This is a genomic window from Raineyella sp., from assembly GCF_034933565.1.
Taxonomy (GTDB): Bacteria; Actinomycetota; Actinomycetes; order Propionibacteriales; family Propionibacteriaceae; genus Raineyella.
In genome coordinates this window covers 26,436-45,155 of record NZ_JAYFNG010000021.1, presented here as the reverse complement: position 1 = coordinate 45,155, position 18,720 = coordinate 26,436, and the positions used below count along the sequence as shown (strand labels likewise).

Sequence of the window (18,720 nt, the reverse complement as noted above, 5' to 3'; positions counted from 1 at the left end):
TCAGCCCCTCGGGACGGTCGCCAGCGCCCGGTCGATGCGCGTCAGGCTCGACCCGCGGCCGAGCAGTTCCATCGACTCGAACAGCGGCGGGGACACCTTGCTGCCCGTCACGGCGGTGCGTACCGGGCCGAACGCCTTGCGCGGCTTCAACCCCAGTCCGTCGATCAGGGCGGAGCGCAGCGCGGCCTCGATCGAGGCGTGGTCCCAGGTGACGTCGGCGAGCGCCGTGCGGGAGGCCTGCAGCACCGGTCCTTCCTCGGCCTTCAGTGCCGCGCCCGGCTCGATCGCCAGCTCCTGGTCCGGGATGAAGAGGAAGGCCAGCTTGTCGACCGCCTCCGACAGACAGGTGAGCCGCTCCTGGATGAGCGGGGCGGCACCGATCAGGAGCTGCTGCTCGTCCGGTGTCGGCGGGGTCGCCACGTACTGCGCCGCCTGGAGGAACGGGGTGATCCGCGTCGCCAAGTCCTCGGCGCTGAGCAGCCGGATGTGGGCGGCGTTGATCGCCTCGCACTTCTTGTGGTCGAAGCGCGCCGCGTTCGCGTTGACCCGGCGGATGTCGAACGCCTCGGCCATCTCCGCCATGGTGAACACGTCCCGGTCGTCGCTGATCGACCAGCCGAGCAGGGCGAGGTAGTTCATCAGACCCTCCGGGAGGAAGCCGCGCTCGCGGTACTCCTCCAGGCCGGCCCCCTTGTCACGCTTGGAGAGCCGCTTGTTGCCCTCGCCCATCACGATCGGCAGGTGACCGAAGCGCGGGGTGATCCCGGAGCCGACACCGATCCGTGACAGTGCCCGGTAGAGGACGATCTGACGGGGGGTCGAGGAGAGCAGGTCCTCGCCGCGCAGCACGTGGGTGATCCCCATCAGCGCGTCGTCGACCGGGTTGACCAGGGTGTAGAGCGGCTCGCCGTTGGAGCGGACGATGGCGTAGTCCGGCACGTTGCGGGTGTCGAACACCACGTGGCCACGCACCAGGTCGTCGAACGCGATCTCGCCCTCGGGCATCCGGATCCGCAGCACGTGCGGACGGCCCTCGGCCTCGTACGCCGCGATCCGGTCGGCGGTGAGGTCACGACAGAAGCCGTCGTAGCCGATGGTGTCGCCACCGCGGGCCTTCTCCCGCGCCTCCCGCTCCTCGGTGGTGCAGTAGCACGGGTAGGCGGCACCGGACTCGACCAGCTTGTCGACGACGCCGCGGTAGATCTCGGTGCGCTCGGACTGGCGGTACGGGCCGTACGGTCCGCCGACGTCGGGGCCCTCGTCCCAGGTGATGCCGAGCCAGTTCAGCGAGTCGAGGACATTGTTGTACGACTCCTCGGTGGACCGGGCAACGTCGGTGTCCTCGATCCGGAGCACCAGGGTGCCGCCGTAGTGGCGCGCGAAGGCGTAGTTGAACAGCGCGGAGCGGACATTGCCGACATGCAGGTTGCCGGTCGGTGACGGTGGGAAACGCACCCGGACGTCCTGGGGGGCGATGTCCCCGAGGACGTCTGCGTCGGTCCTGCCGTGCTGGTCGGTGGTGGTGTCGCTCACTTGGCGTTGTCTCCGCTTGTCGAAGTGGTGTCCGCCACGGGCGTGGGGACGAGGGTGTTGGTCAGAGTGCCGATCTGGTCGATGGTGACCGAGACCGCCTGGCCGGGTTCGAGCCGGCCGACACCCGCAGGGGTGCCGGTGAGGATGACGTCGCCGGGCAGCAGGGTGGTGAAGCTGGTGATGTAGGCGATCAGGTCTGCGATGGACCGGACCATCAGCGCGGTCGAGCCGTGCTGGCGCTGCTCACCGTCGACCACCGTGGTGATCATCAGGTCGGCGGCCTCGGCGAGGCGCAGGTGGGTGGCGATCCACGGGCCGAGCGGGCAGGACGTGTCGAAGCCCTTGGCCCGCGACCACTGCTTGTCGGGTTCCTGCAGGTCGCGCAGGGTGAGGTCGTTGGCCACGGTGTAGCCGAAGATGACCTCCTCGGCGCGCTCCACCGGGACGTCCTTGCAGATCCGGCCGATGACGACGGCGAGCTCGCCCTCGTAGCTGATGAAGTGCGAGGCGGCCGGCGGGACGACGATCTCATCAGGGCCGATGACGGCGGTGTTCGGCTTGAAGAAGCACAGCGGGGTGCTCGGCACCTCGTTGCCGAGCTCGGCGGCATGCGCCGCGTAGTTGCGCCCGACGCCGACGATCTTCGAGCGCGGAATGACCGGCGCCAGCAGGCGGACGTCGGCGAGGTGGTGGCGGGCTCCGGTGTACTGGACCGGACCGGCCAGCGGGTCCCCGGTGAGTTCGCTGACGCTGTCGGGATGTTCGCCGCGATCCTCGGCGAGCTCGACCACCCCGAAGGCGGGATCCTGACCGGCGATCGAGTAGCGTGCGATTCGCATTGCCTCACCTTATCGCGCCGAGGACGCCGGGCCGCCGACGACCGTTGCGGGCAGCGGGCAGAATGACGCCATGGACGTCGCTCTCGACCCCCGCCGCTACAGCATCGTCGACCTGATCCGGCGCAAGCGCGACGGTGGGGCCTGGTCACCGGACGAGGCGACCTGGATCATCGAGGCCTACACCGCCGGGTGGATCGCCGACGAGCAGATGTCCGCCCTGGCGATGGCGGTGTTCTTCCGGGGGATGTCGGCCGAGGAGCTCGATCCGTGGACCGCGGCGATGGTCGCCGGCGGCGTACGCCTCGACTACTCCGATCTGGACCGCCCCACCGTCGACAAGCACTCCACCGGCGGGGTCGGGGACAAGATCACCCTCGTCCTGACGCCCTTGGTCGCCGCCTGCGGTGTGGCCGTGCCCCAGCTGTCCGGCCGCGGACTGGGGCACACCGGAGGGACATTGGACAAGCTGGAGTCGATCCCGGGCTGGCGCGGTGACCTCGACTCCGCGCAGGTCCGTCGCCAGCTGCTCGAGGTGGGCGGCGCGATCGTCGCGGCGGGTCCCGACCTGGCGCCGGCCGACCGCAAGCTCTACGCCCTGCGCGACGTCACCGGCACGGTCGAGTCCATCCCGCTGATCGCCTCCTCGATCATGTCCAAGAAGATCGCCGAGGGCACCGGGGCCCTGGTGCTCGACGTCAAGGTCGGCTCCGGCGCCTTCATGAAGGACCTGGACAGCGCCCGGCGACTGGCCCGCACCATGGTGCGGATCGGGTCGGGCGCCGGGGTCCGGACCGTGGCGCTGCTCTCGGACATGTCGACCCCGCTGGGGCTGACCGCCGGCAACGCCCTCGAGGTGCGCGAGGCGGTGGAGGTGCTCGCGGGCGGCGGGCCCGACGACGTGGTCGAACTGACGTTGGCGCTGGCCCGCGAGATGCTGGCCGCGGTCGGGGTCGAGGCGGACCCCGCCGAGGTGCTCGCCTCGGGCCGGGCGATGGACCGGTGGCGACGCCTGGTCCGGGCCCAGGGCGGGGATCCGGACGCCCCGCTGCCGACCGCGCTGGAGACCGAGGTGGTGACCGCGCCGTCGGACGGCGTCCTGGAGCGTCTCGACGCGATGGCGGTCGGACTGGCCGCCTGGCACCTCGGCGCCGGCCGGGTGCGCAAGGAGGATGACGTCCAGGCCGCCGCAGGGGTGGAGCTGCACGCCCAACGGGGCGACGAGGTCCGGGCCGGGCAGCCGTTGCTCACCCTGCACACCGACACGCCGGAGCGGTTCGCCGCCGCCCGCGCCGCCCTGGCGGGCGCCGTCGGTGTCGCCGATCCCCGATCCGCGGCGGCCCCCGGACCGCTGCTGCTGGGCCGGGTGGACTGACCGCCCGACCGAGCACGGGCCGACCGAGCACGGGCCGACCGGACACGGGACGGCCGGACACGGGGACGGCCGGCAGAACGTCGGCACAGTACTCAGAACGGCAGGGACGCCCGGCGCTGCCCGCCGGAGATCGGTCGTCCGAGCGATGACCAGGACAGCGGACCGAATCCACCGTTGAGCTCGCGCATGATCGTGGTCAGGCGCTGGCTGAGCGGCCACGGATCACGCAGGTCCTCCGGGGACCACTCCACCAGGTGCCAGCCGATCTCGCGCAGATGCCGGCGGGGTCCCCGCAGCCACTCCCGGCGATCGCCCTGCCAGCCGGTCGGGATCCCCCGCTCACCCGACCGGTCGAGGACGACCCCGAGCAGTCGGGTGTCGGGCCAGCTGAACGGAATCGTCACGGCACCTGTCCCGGGACGCCCCGGTTCGACGTCGCCGGTCCGCTGCGGCGTCCAGAACGGGGGCGCAGCGTCATCGAGTGCCGGGGGCCATCGGAAGGTCACGTCCAGCAGCGGGGCGGGGATCCCCATCCGTCCCAGCAGAGCCCGGCTGATCGTCTCGGTCGCACCGGCCGCGTGGGAGGTCGCCTCGCGCAGCACACTGCGGGTCCGGCTCAGGCCGGTGCACCCGCGCAGGTCCGCGAGTACCTGCTCGATCTCGGCGCGCAGGGCACCCGGGTCGGCGCAGCGGCGCAGCGCGGAATCGACGACGACCAGCCCGGTCAGGCTGCCGAACGGCTCCCGCCGGGTGATGTCGACCACCGTCCGCGCCACACTGCTCACCGGGGTGGTGTCGAGCTCGCAGATGTGCGAGGCCGGCAGCCTGGTGGCGAGCACCTCGTAGTCCTGGGTACAGGCGCCGGCCCCCGGCCGCAGCAGGGTCACCCGGGTGGGCAGGACCTCGGGACCGGGGTCGAGGCCGTGCAGCAGCGCGGCAGTCACGCCACCGACCACCCCGTCGCTGACCGGGCCGGACAGGCAGGCCCGGAGCACCTGCAGGTGGCGCTCCACCTCGTCGTCGGGACGGCTGCGGGCGTAGATGCGGTGGCAGACCCGCACCACGTCGCCCCGGCGGAGCGCACGCTGGAGCAGTCGGGGGTCCCCACCGAGCGTGAGAACGTCGTCGGCGGAGAAGAACTCGAGGTCCGGCAACGGGACCGCTACCCCGGGGTGAGTCGTCGTCATGCGACCATCCCACGGCACCCGGTGCGGCCGCTCAAGGGTGGCGGTGGGACGGGCAACATCGCGACAACACCAGCGCCGCGCGGACAACACCCCCACCGTCCCGGACAACACCTCCATCCGGCGGACACCCCAGTCACCTCGGCCGGCATCGTACCGGTGTGCGGGGGACGGCCACCGGCCCCGGTGGCCGGGTCAGGCCTCCAGGGCCCGCTGCTGGCGCCGGCGCTGCTGGCGGCGACGGAGCAGCCAGCGATCCACGATGTTCGCCGGACGGGCCACCAGACTGCCCAGGGTGAGAGTGCCGGTCACCTCGAGCAGCGGGGCGCCGTGGGCCGGCCTGTCGGGGACCTTGAGGCGGACGCCCCCGAGGCCCTTGGACACCCGGTCGGCCCGGACCGCCCAGCCCTCCGGGACGATCAGCCGGATGTTGCCGGCACCGCCGGACACCTCGATCCTGATCACCCGGGTCTCCGCCGTCGCCTCCAGGCAGACCAGCGTCGCGTTGCCCAGCCCGGTCGTCACCTTGACGTACGGCGGCAGCGACCACTCCCCCACCCTCCGGTCGTCGTCGAACGGGGCGGAGATGACCAGCGGGTCGTCGGGCCGCCAGCCGGGCAGCTGGGACTCCCCCGGCACGGCGACCTGGTCCAGCGGGCGGTTGGCGGGGTGCAGGCCCGCCACGTCCTGGGCCATCGACGGCAGCACCGGGGTCAGGTCGGCGACCAGTGGATCGAGATCGGCGAACGTCCGGGCGGCGACGGCCAGCTCGAGCCGCTCGCGTCCCTCGGCGATGGTCAACCGGCCGTCACCCACCGCGTGCTGGAGGAGGTCGACGACCTGGTCACGCTCGGTGTCCCCGACCCTCATGTCATTGCGTTCGCTCACCGCACCGAGTCTACGGACCCACCGGCCCGGGCCAGATCGCCACGATCGTCGGGGCCCGGCACCGGTCGGCCGCCGTCGTCGCCGGGGCGCCCGCTCTCGGCGGACTCCACGCGGTTCTCCAGCAGGTGGATCAGCCCGTACCGGTAGGCATCACAGAGCGCTTCCCAGGAGGCCTCGATGACGTTGGTCCCGACGCCCACCGTGGTCCAGGTGCGCTCCCCGTTCGTGGTGTCGATCAGCACCCGCACCGAGGCCTCGGTGCCCGATGACCCGTCGAGGATACGCACCCGGTAGTCCTGCAGCTCATAACCGGCCATCGTCGGATAGACCGGGATCAGGCAGCGGCGCAGCGCCATGTCGAGGGCGTTGACCGGGCCGTTGCCCTCCCCGACGAAGTACTGCGTGTGACCCAGGGCGACGAGCTTAACGACGGCCTCACTGACCGGGTCGGTGTCACCGTTCGCCAACGAGGTGGTGGTCCAGTGCGACACCGTGAACACCTCCGGCAGCTGGTCCAGTTCCTGGCGCAGCAGCAGTTCGAAGGAGGCGTCCGCGGCGTCGTACGTGTATCCCTGCAGCTCCTTCTCCTTCACCCGGTCGGTGACGGCCGCAGCCACCGTACGGTCGGACAGGTCGAAGCCGAGCTGCTCGCCCTTGATCTGGATGTTCGCCCGGCCCGCCATGTCGGAGACCAGCATCCGCATGTCGTTGCCGACCCGGGCCGGGTCGACGTGCTGGTAGAGGTTGGGGTCGACCTTGATCGCCGACGCGTGCAGCCCGGCCTTGTGGGCGAAGGCTGAGGTGCCGATGTAGGCCCGGCGCGGCCCGGCCGGCACGTTGGTGATCTCGGCGATCGCCTGGGCGGTGCGGGTGGCCTCGGCCAGGTTGCCCTCGGGGAGCACCGGCCAGCCGTACTTCAGCTCGAGGTTGGCGACGATGCTGATGATGTCCGCGTTGCCGGTCCGCTCCCCGTAGCCGTTGACACAGCCCTGGACGTGGACGGCGCCGGCGTCGACGGCCGCCAGTGTGTTGGCCACCGCGCAGCCGGAGTCGTTGTGGCAGTGGATGCCGATCGGGGCACCGACGCCCACCGCTGCCGAGACGATCTCCCCCATCCAGCTCGGCAACATGCCGCCGTTGGTGTCGCACAGCACGACCGCCTCGGCGCCCGCCTCCGCCGCCGTGCGGACCACCTCGAGGGCGTACGCCCGGTCGAGCCGGTAACCGTCGAAGAAGTGCTCGGCGTCGATGAACACCCGCATCCCCTCCGAGCGCAGGTGGGTGACCGAGTCACGCAGCATCTCGAGGTTCTCCTCGAGGGTGGTCCGCAGTGCCTCCCGTACGTGACCCACGTGGCTCTTCGCGACCAGGGTCGCCACGGCGGCGCCGGAGTCGCGCAACGCGCCGATCAACGGGTCGTCCGCCGCCTTCACCCCGACTCGGCGGGTCATCCCGAAGGCCACCAGTTCGGCGTTGCGCAGCGGGAGCTCACCGGAGGTGGCCCGTCGGAAGAACTCGGAGTCCTTCGGGTTCGACCCCGGCCAACCGCCCTCGATGAACCCCACTCCGAAGTCGTCGAGGTAGGAGGCGATCCGGAGCTTGTCGTTGATCGAGAGCTGCATGCCCTCCTGCTGCGAACCGTCGCGGAGGGTGACGTCGTAGACCTGGAAGGTCCGGGGTGGGGTGGGAGTCGTGGCAACCATGGTGCTCGGTCCTCTGGATCGGTGGGCGCTGGCCCGTCGGTGGGTGGGGCGGGTTCGGGGTCTCGGGGCGGCGAGTGGGGGGCTCGGGGCGGCGACCACGGGGGCACCGCCAGGGGGCAACAGTCTGGGCAACAAAAAACCTCCTGTGCGTGGACAGGAGGTACAGCGCGTCGGGGCCGGAGGGGCTCAGACGCGCTGGTGAATAATGAGCGTGCGGTGCGTCACGTACGCGATTCTGCCCGCGCGCTTCCCGCAGCACCAGCCCTTTCTCACAAAGTGAGATCCGACGTCCGCGGAACGAGCGCGATCCGCGGATGCGCACGGAACGAGGGCCCGGACGACGCGGGCGGGACGGGTCCTCTCGGGGATCCCGGCCCGCCCGCGGTCCGACGCAGCGCGGCCGTGCCCTCGGCCTTGCAGCCCGCCGTCAGCAATTCGGCCTCGGCGGATCGGTCTTTCAGCGGCCCGGTCGGCTCAGAGCCCGGCCTCGGCGGACCAGCTCGGGAGACCGACCTCAGCAGACCTGGCGCATCCAGCCGTGGGTGTCGGCCACCCGGCCGTACTGGATGTCGAGCAGGTGCTCGCGGATACCCATGGTGACCGGGCCGGAGGTGCCGTCACCGACCACGTACTCCTCGTCGCCGTCCTTGAAGGAGCGGACCGGGGCGACCACCGCCGCGGTGCCGCAGGCGAACGCCTCGGTGATCTCCCCACTGCGGACCCCGGCGAGCATCTCGTCGACCGCGATGCGCTCCTCGACCGGCTCGAGGCCGCGCTCACGCGCCAGCTCGAGGATCGACCGGCGGGTGACGCCGGGCAGGATGGTGCCGGTCAGCTCCGGGGTGTGCAGGCGCCCGTCCCGGGTGACCAGGAAGCAGTTCATCCCGCCGAACTCCTCGACGTAGCGGAACTCGCCCGCATCGAGGAACAGCACCTGCGGGCAGCCGTGCGCGTACGCCTCCTCCTGGCCGGCCAGGCTCGCGGCGTAGTTACCGCCGCACTTGGCCGCACCGGTGCCGCCCGGAGCGGCCCGGGTGAAGTGCCGCGAGACCCAGAAGTCGACCGGCTTGGCTCCCTCGGCGAAGTACGGCCCGGACGGCGAGGCGATGCAGTAGTAGCGGACGGTCCGCGCCGGACGCACCCCGAGGAAGTCCTCGTGGGCGACGGTGAACGGGCGGATGTAGAGGCTGTTCTCGCCACCGCCGGTCGGCACCCAGGCGGCATCCTGCCGCACCAGGGCCTCGATCGAGGCGATGAAATCCTCCACCGGCAGGGTCGGCAGCGCCAGCCTCTCGGCCGAGTCGACCATCCGCTGGGCATTCGCCTCCGGGCGGAACAGCCAGATGGAGTCGTCCGCGTGGCGGTACGCCTTGAGGCCCTCGAAGACCTCCTGGGCGTAGTGGAAGATCGCCGACGCGGGGTTGAACGTCTCCCCGCCGTACGGTACGAGCTTCGCGTCACCCCAGCCGTCCTCCACGGTCCACGTGGCGACCGCCATGTGGTCGGTGAAGTGCCGGCCGAACCCGGGCGCAGCCAGGACGACCGCGCGCTCCTCGGCAGTTGCCGGGGACGGATGGGGGTGCACGTCGAAGCTCAGGCTCATGGGGAAGAATCTAGCCCCCGACCGCCCGCCATGATGCCCGGAGCACTGGGTGAGACCATCTCAGGAGCACTGGCGGGGACCACCCCGAGGACGTCACCCGGTAGGCGCCCGGCGACCCCTGGTGAGCAGGTCGCGACGCATGGGTTCGTGAGATCCCGCGCCGTGGACGCGCCGCCCGGCTAGCCTGACGCCGTGTCTACTCAGAACTCTGCTGATCGCCCGTCCATCGCTGTGATCGCCGGCGACGGCATCGGTCCCGAGGTCGTCACTGAGGGCCTCAAGGTCCTCGACGCCGTGGCCGGTCCGGATGCCTTCGACAAGGTCCACTACGACCTCGGCGCCGACCGCTGGCTGCGCACCGGAGAGGTGCTGCCCGAGTCCGAGATGGAGTCTCTCGCCCAGCACGACGCCATCCTGCTCGGTGCCGTCGGTGCCGCCCCCGGGGACACCCGCATCCCGTCCGGGATCCTCGAGCGCGGACTCCTGCTGAAGCTGCGGTTCGCCTTCGACCACTACGTCAACCTGCGCCCGTCCAAGCTCTACCCCGGCGTGCCGACCCCGCTGGCCCCGCACGTCACCGAGGGCAAGGAGATCGACTTCGTCGTCGTCCGTGAGGGCACCGAGGGCCTGTACGCCGGCAACGGCGGCAAGCTGCGGGCCGGGACGGTGCACGAGATCGCCACCGAGGTGTCGGTGAACACCGCCCACGGGGTGGAGCGGGTCGTCCGCTTCGCCTTCGAGCACGCCACCCAGCGGCGCAACAAGGTCACCCTGGTGCACAAGCACAACGTGCTGGTCAACGCCGGTGGGCTGTGGCGCCGGATCTTCGAGACCGTCGCCGCCGAGTACCCGCAGGTCGAGACCGACTACCTGCACATCGACGCCGCCACCATCTTCATGGCCACCGACCCCGCCCGCTTCGACGTGCTCGTCACCGACAACCTGTTCGGCGACATCATCACCGACCTGGCCGGTGCGGTGACCGGCGGCATCGGCCTGGCGGCCTCGGGCAATCTCAACCCGTCCGGCGCCTACCCGTCGATGTTCGAGCCGGTGCACGGCTCGGCTCCCGACATCGCCGGCCAGCAGAAGGCCGATCCGACCGCCGCGATCCTGTCCGTCGCGATGATGCTCGAGCACCTCGGGCGCGCCGACGAGGCGGCGAAGATCGTCTCCGCGGTCAACGCCGACATCGCGGAGCGGGGCACCACGGTCCGCACCACCGCCCAGGTCGGCGACGCGATCGCCGCCCGGCTGGCCTGACCACCGCGGAGCGCGTCGAACCGTGAGCTCTCCGGCCTCCCCCTGGGACGTCCCCGATCTGGTCGGGGCCGCGTTGCGGGAGTCACTGCGGATCGGCTACCTGGATTCGACGCGCTCCGAGACCGGCCGGCTGCTCGCCACCCTGGCCGCCTCCCGGACCGGCACGATCGCCGATCTCGGCACCGGTTGCGGGGTGGGCGCGGCCTGGTTGCGTACCGGGGCCCCGGAGGCCACCCGGGTCGTCACCGTCGAGCGCGACCCGCACCTGGCCCGTACGGCCGGCCGACTGTTCGCCGGCACGGGCGTCCGGGTGCTCACCGGCGACTGGAGCACCCTGGACTGGGCCGCCCACGGCATCTCCGCGCTCTCCCTGGTCACCCTCGACATGTCCACCGCCCGCGGGGCCCGCGACCGGCTGGTCGAGCTGCTCGCGCCGGGGGCCCTGCTCGTCATCGAGGACCCGCACTCCTGGCCTGATGTCGGCACCGACCGCGACAGCATCGCCCTGCAGTCCTGGATGCACGACGGCCGGTTGCTCTGCTGCGAGGTCGCGGCGGCGCCGGACGCCGGGGTGCTGCTCTGCACCCGGATCTGACCGGCACGGCGAAGGGGCCCGGGGATGACCCCGGGCCCCTTCTGCCGCCTCTGTTGCGGCGTGGACCTCAGCGGTCCGTCGGCGACACCGCCGGTCAGCGACCGGCGTGGCCCTCGACGTAGTCCTCGGTGCCCTTGGTGTCGACCCACGCCATCAGACCGCGCAGCTCCCTGCCGACGGCCTCGATCGGGTGCTCCTCGCCGGCCTTGCGGAAGGCGGTGAACTTCGGCTTGCCGTTGCGCTGGTCGTTCATGAAGTCGTTGGCGAACGCCCCCGACCGGATGTCGGCCAGCAGGCCCTTCATCGCGGCGCGGGACTCCGGACCGATGACCCGCGGCCCGGCGATGTAGTCGCCGTACTCCGCGGTGTCGGAGATGGACCAGCGCATCTTGGCGATGCCCCCCTCGTTCATCAGGTCCACCAGGAGCTTCAGCTCGTGCAGGCACTCGAAGTAGGCGATCTCGGGCTGGTAGCCGGCCTCGACCAGGGTCTCCCACCCGGCGGTCACCAGGTGCGACATGCCGCCGCAGAGGACAGCCTGCTCACCGAACAGGTCGGTCTCGGTCTCCTCGGTGAAGGTCGTCCGGATCACCCCGGCGCGGGTGGCACCGATGCCGGCGGCCCAGGACAGGGCCAGCGCCTGGCCGATCCCCTGCGGGTCCTGCTCGACGGCGATCAGCGCCGGGACGCCGCGGCCGTTCTCGAACTCGCGACGGACCAGGTGACCCGGGCCCTTCGGCGCGACCATCGCGACGGTGACGCCGGCCGGCGGGGTGATGAAGCCGAAGCGGATGTTGAAGCCGTGGGCGAAGAACAGCGCGTCGCCGTCCTTGAGGCTGGGGGCGATCTCCGCGGTGAAGAGATCGGCCTGCACCTGGTCGGGGGCCAGGATCATGATGACGTCGGCCTCGGCAGCGGCCTCCGCCGGGGTGAGGACGCGCAGGCCCTGCTCCTCGGCCCGGGCACGCGACCGGCTGCCGGGCTGCAGGCCGATCCGGACGTCGACGCCCGAGTCCCGCAGGTTCAGCGAGTGGGCGTGGCCCTGCGAGCCGTAGCCGATGACGGCGACCTTGCGACCCTGGATGATCGAAAGATCCGCGTCCTTGTCGTAGAACATTTCAGCTGCCACTGAGCTAACTCCTTGTGTTGTGAGGTGGGTAGTCCGGCACCCGGCCCCGTACGCGCCAGCCTAGACCGGAGGGGCCGTACGGGGCCCGATGGTTCACCGTTGGGCCTGTTGCGCCCGGTCCTTGCGGGTCTTCTCACTGATCGACTTGGCACCACGGCCCAGCGCGACCAGTCCCGACTGGGCCAGTTCACGGATGCCGTACGGCTCGAGCATCGCCAGCAGCGAGTCGAGCTTGTCCGGATTGCCGGTGACGACCATGGTGATCGAATCCGGCGTGACGTCGACCGTCTTGGCCTTGAAGAGCTGGACGATGTCGAGGATCTCGCTGCGGGTGTTCGCGTCGCAGCGCACCTTGACCACCTGGAGCTCGCGACGGATCGCGTCCGGCTCCAGTTCGACGATCTTGAGCACCTCGATCAGCTTGTTGAGCTGCTTGGTGATCTGCTCGAGGACGAGGTCGTCGACGTCCACGACGACGGTCATCCGCGAGACACCTTCGTTCTCGGTCGGGCCCACGGCCAGCGACTCGATGTTGTAGCCGCGACGGGAGAAGAGGGCCGCCACCCGGGTGAGGACACCCGGCTTGTCGGCGACGAGGACGCTCAGCGTACGGTGGCTGCTCACAGTTCTTCCTCTTCCCACTTCGGCGCCATGTCGCGCGCGATCTTGATGTCGTCGTTGCTGGTGCCCGCCGCGACCATGGGCCACACCATGGCGTCCTTGTGCACCACGAACTCGACCACGACGGGGCGGTCGTTGATGGCCATCGCCTGCTCGATCACGGCGTCGACCTCCTCGGGGGTCTCCGCCCGCAGACCCACGCACCCCATCGCCTCGGCGAGCTTGGGGAAGTCGGGGATCCGGTAGGAGTGCAGGTCAGTGTTGGAGTAGCGCTCGTTGTAGAACAACGTCTGCCACTGCCGCACCATGCCGAGCGACTCGTTGTTGATCACCGCGATCTTCACCGGAATGCCCTCCAGGGCACAGGTGACGAGCTCCTGGTTGGTCATCTGGAAGCAGCCGTCGCCGTCGATCCCCCACACCACGGCCTCGGGCTGGCCGACCTTGGCGCCCATCGCCGCGGGCACGCAGTAGCCCATCGTGCCCAGACCGCCGGAGTTGAGCCAGTGGCCGGGCTTCTCGAAGGGCAGGAAGTGCGCGGCCCACATCTGGTGCTGGCCGACCCCGGTGACGTAGTAGGCGTCGGGTCCGGCGATCTCACCGATCCGCTTGATCACCTTCTGCGGGGAGAGCCGGTCGAAGCCCTCCTCCCAGCCGAGCGGGTACTTGCGCGCCATCTCGGTGAGATAGCCGGTCCAGGCGCTGTAGTCGGGGATGTGCCCGTCCGCCCGCAGCGTCTGGTTCAGGTCGATCAGGACCTCCCGGACATCGCCGACGATCGGGACGTCGGCCACCCGGTTCTTGGAGATCTCGGCCGGGTCGATGTCGGCGTGGATGACCTTGGCCCCCGGGGCGAACGAGTCCAGCCGGCCGGTGACCCGGTCGTCGAAGCGGGTGCCGAGCGCGATCAGCAGGTCGGCCTGCTGCAGGGCCCCCACCGCGGGCACCGTGCCGTGCATGCCGGGCATGCCGAAGTTGAGCGGATGCGAGTCGGGGAACGCGCCACGGGCCATCAACGTGGTGACCACCGGGACACCGGTGAGCTCGACCAGCTCGGCCAGCTCAGCGGCGGCGTGCGCCTTGATCACCCCACCCCCGACGTAGAGCACCGGGCGGCGGGCCTCGGTGATCAGCCGGGCGGCCTCCTTGACCTGGCGGTGGTGCGGCCGGGTGATCGGGTGGTAGCCGGGCAGGTCCATCTCCTCGGGCCAGCTGAACGCGGCCGAGGCCTGCAGGGCGTCCTTGGTGATGTCCACCAGCACCGGGCCCGGACGACCGGACTCGGCGATGTAGAACGCCTCCTTGATCGCCAGCGGGATGTCCTCGGCCCTGGTCACCAGGAAGCTGTGCTTGGTCACCGGCATCGTGATGCCGCGGATGTCGGCCTCCTGGAAGGCGTCCGTGCCGATCATCGCGGAGCCGACCTGGCCGGTGATCGCGACCATCGGCACCGAGTCCATCATCGCGTCGGCGATCGGCGTGACCAGGTTGGTCGCCCCGGGGCCCGAGGTCACCATGCAGACCCCGACCCGACCGGTCGTCATCGCGTATCCCTCGGCTGCGTGCCCCGCACCCTGCTCGTGGCGGCAGAGGATGTGGCGGATCTGCCCGGAGTCCAGCAGCGGGTCGTACGCCGGCAGGATGGCGCCACCGGGGAGGCCGAAAATGACGTCTACCCCGACGTGCTCCAACGAGCGGACGAGCGACTGGGCGCCGGTCAGCATCGGTGTGGTGGACGTGGCGGTCTTGTCCTCCATGGCCTCTCTACTTCCTCTGGACGTTGGTTCGTCGGTGATCCTGCAACAAAAAACCCCCGCCGCCGCGAGGCGTGCGAGGGAAGCGTGTCCGGTCGGGTCGGGACCCGAGGGACACGCTAGGAAACTACGAGAATCATGCCGAGCACGGAAGAAGATTCCCGCACTGTGACGGTCGTGTCAACCGATAGGCCAGGATTCCCAGCATGTGGATATCCGCCCCCGCCACGCGCCGGCCCGACCGGGCCCCGTCGCCGCGGAGACCCTAGGGTGGGCGCCATGTCGTTCACCGCTGAAATGCACGAGAGGTACGCCGACCTGTTCGAGGCGTTCTGGGCCCACCCGTTCTTCCGCGGCCTGCTCGACGCGACCGCGTCGAAGGAGGCGGTGGTCCACTACGTCGCGCAGGATGTGCAGTACCTGCGGGCGTTCCTGCGCTGCTACGGGCTCGGGATCGCGAAGGCCCCGGACACCGACTGGACGGCGTTCTTCCTCGACGGGGCCCGCCTGATGCTCGAGGAGGAGCCGGACGCGCACCGGGCTCTGGTCGAGCACTTCGGCGTCGACTACGACGGCTGCCAGGCCGCCCGGCTCGCGCCGACGGCCCAGGCGTACGCCGATCACATGGAGCTGTCCGGCCACGACACCCTGGGCGTGCTGATGGCCGCGCTGCTGCCCTGCCAATGGACCTACACCTGGGCGGCGCTGCGCGCGTACCGCGAGCAGGCCCCCGGCGACGACCATCCGTTCCGGGCCTGGTTCGCGTTCTATGCCTCCGAGGAGTGCCAGGCCCTGGTCGTCGACTACCGCGACCGGATCGACGCGCTCGCCGCAGCCGCCGGTGCCGACGAACGCGCCCGGATGGAGTGCGCCTTCGTCGACTCGTTGTACTACGAGGTGGCCTTCTGGCAGATGGCCGCCTCGGGGGAGACCTGGCAGCGGCTGCCGGCCCGGGTGCTGCAGCCGCGCGACGCGAGCTGACGCCCCCCTGGGCCGGTGGTCAACCGACCGCGGTCAGTTGTCAGTCGGCCGCGGTCAGCCGGCCGTGGTCACCGGCTGACCGGACGCCTGCGCGGGCGCGGGCGCCTCGGCCTGCTCGGTGAGCTCGCGGTCCCGGGCCGCGGCCTCGCCACGGGGCCGGCCGAGCAGCTGGACGAACAGGGCCAGGTAGAAGAGCAACCCCACCAGAGGGGTGACATTGGCCAGCAGGTTCTGGCCGAAGGAATAGCTCCTGGCGGCTTCGAAGGCGTACGGGAGGACCGTCAGCGGCAGCTGGATGCTGATCCAGACCCCCCAGGCAATCCCGACGCGGCGGACCCAACGGGGCAGGCCGTCGTCGGTGATCACGCCGACCAACAGCGGCAGGACCCAGACGAAGTGGTGGGTCCAGGCCAACGGGGACACCAGACTGGTGGCCAGCCCCACCAGGGACAGGGCGAAGACCTTGTGCCCGGTCAGCCACCAGTACCGGGCCACCAGGACGGCCAGCACGGCGACCACGACGGCGAGGACCGCGAAGAGCACCCGTCCGGTGACGCCCATCCCGAAGAACCGGGTGGTCAGCCCTTGCAGGGACTGGTTGCCGACGTACTGCGGGCCGGAGGTCCCGGCGGGGATCCGGAAGGTCCAGAACCGCAGACTCTCGGCGGGCAGCACGATGACACCGATCAGCGTCGCCACCCCGAAGGCGGCCGCACTGGTCCAGGCCATCCGGGCCCGCCGGGCGAACAGCGCGAAGACACCGAACAGGGCCGGGAACAGCTTGATCGCCGCGGCGACGCCGATGCCGACGCCGCGGGGCCAGCGCCGGCGGTGGTCCGGCAGCAGGTCGAGCACCACCAGTGCCATCAGCAGGGTGTTGACCTGCCCGTAGCCGAGGGTGGTCCGCAGCGGCTCGATCGCCACCAGGGCACCGGCCCCGACCAGCCCGAGGGTCCAGCCCCGCGGCACCCCGCAGCGGCGCAGCACCGACTGTTGGGCCCAGATCAGCAGGGCGATCCACAGCAGGCGCCAGAGCCACTCCGGCCCGAGCGCCAGCGGCAGCATCACGATGGCGGCGAACGGCGGGTAGATGTACGCGAGGTTCCAGCCCGGGCTCAGCACGTCGTAGATACCCTTGCCGTCCACCAGTGACTGGACCCCGAAGCGGTAGACCCCGAGGTCGATCATCGCCGGGTCCCAGGGCCACAGGTGGCCGCCGGTGATGACGAACGGCGCCAGCAGCACGGCCACCACGAACGGCAGACCGTACTCGACGGCGAAGCGGGCGACCCGGCCCTGCGGGCGGACAGATGTGGTCACGGAGGCCTCCTGATCGATGACCGCGTCCCGCCCCGCCCCGGCCGGGTCCTCGACGCGGGCGGCGGTACGGCCGGGGCCCGGGGCGGTACCGGTACCCGGGGTAGAGCCCGTACCCGGCGCGGAACCGGTACCCGGGGCAGAACCCGTACCCGGCACGGAACCGGGGCCCGGGGCAGAACCGGGAGCAGAGCCGGTGGCCGTCACAGGGCGTTCCGCAGGGGTTCGCCGGCGGCCCAGCGGCGCAGCTGGGCACCGATGAGCGCATCGGCCCGGGGCTGGAAGGCGTCCGACCAGCCACCCACGTGCGGGGTGATCGTCACCCCGGGGGTGGTCCACAGCGGATGGTCGGGCGGCAGCGGTTCGGGCTCGGTGACGTCCAGGGCGGCGCGCAGTCGCCCGCTCGCACACTCGGCGACCAGCGCGTCGGTGTCCACCACCCGGCCGCGGGCAGTGTTGACGACCAGGGCACCGTCCGGCAGCAGGGCCAGGGCCTCGGCGTCCAGCAGGCCCTCGGTCTGCTCGGTGAGCGGACAGATCACGAACACCACGTCGGTCTGCGGCAGCAGCGCGGGCAGGTGCTCGAAGGGGTGCACGTACGGTTCGCCGGTGTTGAGGTCGCCGGTGCGCTCGTGGCGGGCGACCAGGGTGATGCCCGCGGTCTCGAAGCCCTCCAGACGGCGCCTGATGGCGTGCCCGATCCGTCCGTAGCCGAGGATCAGCGCCCGCCGGTCGGCCAGCGAGCGGCTGGCCGACGGCTGCCAGCGCAGCGCGGGATCGGCGGCGTTGCGGGCGTACACGTCGATCGAGCGGAGGTTGGCCAGGGCCAGCGCCAGGGCCAGCTCGGCGGTGGCGGTGTCGTGGATGCCCGCGCCGGTGCACAGCGTCACCCCCGGCGGGACCAGCGCCAGCAGGTGCTCGTAGCCGGCCATCAGCGACTGGACGATCCGCAGCCGCGGCATGTCGGCGGTCCGGGTCAGGCCGGCGGCGCCCGACAGGTACGGCAGCACCAGGAACTCCACCTCCGACATCGTCTCCGGCCAGTGGATCTCGTCACCGCGGCAGTCGCCCTCGGTGAAGAAGTCGACGTCGATCCCCTCGGGGATCGGGCCGATGTGCGCCTCCGCGTCGTCCCGGTCCACGTACGGCAGCCATGCGCAGCGCCCCATCATGCCCTCCTCACCGTGTGGCCCGCCGCGGCGAGCGCGTCCTTGACCTCACCGACGGTGAGGGTCCCGAAGTGGAAGACGCTCGCCGCCAGGACGGCGTCCGCCCCGGCGTCGGCGGCCTCGACGAAGTGCGCCACGGTGCCCGCGCCACCCGAGGCGATCAGCGGGACGTCGACCGCGCGGCGGACGTCGGCCAGCATCGGCAGGTCGAAACCGGACGTGGTGCCGTCGGCGTCCATCGAGTTCAGCAGGATCTCCCCCGCGCCGAGGTCGACGCCCTGCCGGGCCCACTCGACGGCGTCCATCCCGGCCGAGGTGGTGCCGCCGTGGGTGGTGACGCCGTAGCCGGACGGCATCCCGGCCTCCCGGCGGGCGTCCACCGACAGCACCAGCACCTGGTTGCCGAAACGCTCGGTGATCTCCCGGATCACCTCGGGCCGCCGGATCGCGGCGGTGTTGATCGACACCTTGTCCGCCCCGGTCCGCAGCAGGACGTCGACGTCCTCGACCGAGGAGACGCCCCCGCCGACGGTGAGCGGGATGAAGACCGTCTCGGCCGTCCGCCGGACGACGTCACGGGTGGTCTCCCGGCCCTCCCGCGACGCCGAGATGTCGAGGAACGTCACCTCGTCGGCCCCCTCGCGTCCGTACAGGGCGGCCAGTTCGACCGGGTCGCCGGCGTCGCGCAGGTTGCGGAAGTTGACCCCCTTGACGACGCGTCCGTCGTGCACGTCCAGGCACGGGATCACGCGGATGGCAACACTCATGG

The 18,720-nt window shown here is 71.1% G+C and carries 16 protein-coding genes; 4 read left to right on the top strand and 12 right to left on the bottom strand.

Features of this window, described 5'->3' with window-relative positions:
- Positions 1 to 1,476: a glutamate--tRNA ligase gene (gene gltX / locus VB059_RS07200; RefSeq protein WP_323421381.1), complete on the bottom strand. Its 1,476-nt coding sequence runs from the start codon at positions 1,474 to 1,476 to the stop codon at positions 1 to 3.
- Positions 1,477 to 1,529: 53 nt separating this feature from the next.
- Positions 1,530 to 2,372, bottom strand: a complete 843-nt coding sequence (locus VB059_RS07195) for a fumarylacetoacetate hydrolase family protein (protein WP_323421345.1) — start codon at positions 2,370 to 2,372, stop codon at positions 1,530 to 1,532.
- Positions 2,373 to 2,442: 70 nt separating this feature from the next.
- Between VB059_RS07195 and VB059_RS07190 the strand changes: the two genes are divergently transcribed.
- The gene (locus tag VB059_RS07190) at positions 2,443 to 3,744 is read left to right on the top strand and encodes a thymidine phosphorylase (RefSeq protein WP_323421344.1); all 1,302 of its coding nucleotides are present in this window, start codon (positions 2,443 to 2,445) and stop codon (positions 3,742 to 3,744) included.
- 92 nt (positions 3,745 to 3,836) lie between these two features.
- Here VB059_RS07190 and VB059_RS07185 read toward each other — a convergent pair whose 3' ends face one another.
- From VB059_RS07185 to VB059_RS07170, 4 genes are all read right to left on the bottom strand, one after another.
- A complete protein-coding gene (locus VB059_RS07185) occupies positions 3,837 to 4,931 on the bottom strand; it encodes a hypothetical protein (protein WP_323421343.1) in 1,095 nt (364 codons plus the stop codon).
- Positions 4,932 to 5,123: 192 nt separating this feature from the next.
- Positions 5,124 to 5,816 (bottom strand): DUF1707 domain-containing protein, encoded by a 693-nt coding sequence (locus tag VB059_RS07180; RefSeq protein ID WP_323421342.1) that lies wholly within the window; start codon positions 5,814 to 5,816, stop codon positions 5,124 to 5,126.
- Complete coding sequence (gene cimA, locus VB059_RS07175) at positions 5,813 to 7,519, bottom strand: citramalate synthase (RefSeq protein WP_323421341.1); 1,707 nt, start codon at positions 7,517 to 7,519, stop codon at positions 5,813 to 5,815. Before cimA ends, VB059_RS07180 begins: the two co-directional genes overlap by 4 nt.
- 514 nt (positions 7,520 to 8,033) lie before the next feature.
- The gene (locus tag VB059_RS07170) at positions 8,034 to 9,122 is read right to left on the bottom strand and encodes a branched-chain amino acid aminotransferase (RefSeq protein WP_323421340.1); all 1,089 of its coding nucleotides are present in this window, start codon (positions 9,120 to 9,122) and stop codon (positions 8,034 to 8,036) included.
- Positions 9,123 to 9,314: 192 nt separating this feature from the next.
- On the opposite strand from VB059_RS07170, the gene VB059_RS07165 reads away from it, so the two are divergent.
- Both VB059_RS07165 and VB059_RS07160 read left to right on the top strand, forming a co-directional pair.
- Positions 9,315 to 10,385: a 3-isopropylmalate dehydrogenase gene (locus tag VB059_RS07165; RefSeq protein ID WP_323421339.1), complete on the top strand. Its 1,071-nt coding sequence runs from the start codon at positions 9,315 to 9,317 to the stop codon at positions 10,383 to 10,385.
- Positions 10,386 to 10,407: 22 nt separating this feature from the next.
- Positions 10,408 to 10,980, top strand: a complete 573-nt coding sequence (locus VB059_RS07160; protein ID WP_323421338.1) for a cytidine deaminase — start codon at positions 10,408 to 10,410, stop codon at positions 10,978 to 10,980.
- Positions 10,981 to 11,074: 94 nt separating this feature from the next.
- Here VB059_RS07160 and ilvC read toward each other — a convergent pair whose 3' ends face one another.
- The 3 genes from ilvC to VB059_RS07145 all read right to left on the bottom strand — a co-directional run bounded on the left by ilvC (position 11,075) and on the right by VB059_RS07145 (position 14,487).
- Positions 11,075 to 12,109 (bottom strand): ketol-acid reductoisomerase, encoded by a 1,035-nt coding sequence (gene ilvC, locus VB059_RS07155; protein WP_323421337.1) that lies wholly within the window; start codon positions 12,107 to 12,109, stop codon positions 11,075 to 11,077.
- A gap of 93 nt (positions 12,110 to 12,202) precedes the next feature.
- Positions 12,203 to 12,733 carry an acetolactate synthase small subunit gene (ilvN, locus tag VB059_RS07150; protein WP_323421336.1) on the bottom strand — a complete coding sequence of 177 codons (531 nt, stop codon included), beginning with the start codon at positions 12,731 to 12,733 and terminating at the stop codon, positions 12,203 to 12,205.
- Positions 12,730 to 14,487 (bottom strand): acetolactate synthase large subunit, encoded by a 1,758-nt coding sequence (locus VB059_RS07145; protein WP_323421335.1) that lies wholly within the window; start codon positions 14,485 to 14,487, stop codon positions 12,730 to 12,732. Before VB059_RS07145 ends, ilvN begins: the two co-directional genes overlap by 4 nt.
- 276 nt (positions 14,488 to 14,763) lie before the next feature.
- On the opposite strand from VB059_RS07145, the gene VB059_RS07140 reads away from it, so the two are divergent.
- On the top strand, positions 14,764 to 15,465 hold the full coding sequence (locus VB059_RS07140; protein ID WP_323421334.1) for a TenA family protein: 702 nt from the start codon (positions 14,764 to 14,766) through the stop codon (positions 15,463 to 15,465).
- Positions 15,466 to 15,519: 54 nt separating this feature from the next.
- On the opposite strand, the gene VB059_RS07135 is transcribed toward VB059_RS07140, so the two are convergent.
- The 3 genes from VB059_RS07135 to hisF all read right to left on the bottom strand — a co-directional run bounded on the left by VB059_RS07135 (position 15,520) and on the right by hisF (position 18,718).
- Positions 15,520 to 16,785, bottom strand: a complete 1,266-nt coding sequence (locus VB059_RS07135; protein WP_323421333.1) for a glycosyltransferase 87 family protein — start codon at positions 16,783 to 16,785, stop codon at positions 15,520 to 15,522.
- 200 nt (positions 16,786 to 16,985) lie between these two features.
- Positions 16,986 to 17,951, bottom strand: coding sequence for an NAD(P)-dependent oxidoreductase (locus VB059_RS07130; protein WP_323421332.1), 966 nt, complete (start codon positions 17,949 to 17,951; stop codon positions 16,986 to 16,988).
- The gene (gene hisF, locus VB059_RS07125) at positions 17,951 to 18,718 is read right to left on the bottom strand and encodes an imidazole glycerol phosphate synthase subunit HisF (protein WP_323421331.1); all 768 of its coding nucleotides are present in this window, start codon (positions 18,716 to 18,718) and stop codon (positions 17,951 to 17,953) included. Before hisF ends, VB059_RS07130 begins: the two co-directional genes overlap by 1 nt.
- Between the last annotated feature and the right edge of the window lie 2 nt (positions 18,719 to 18,720).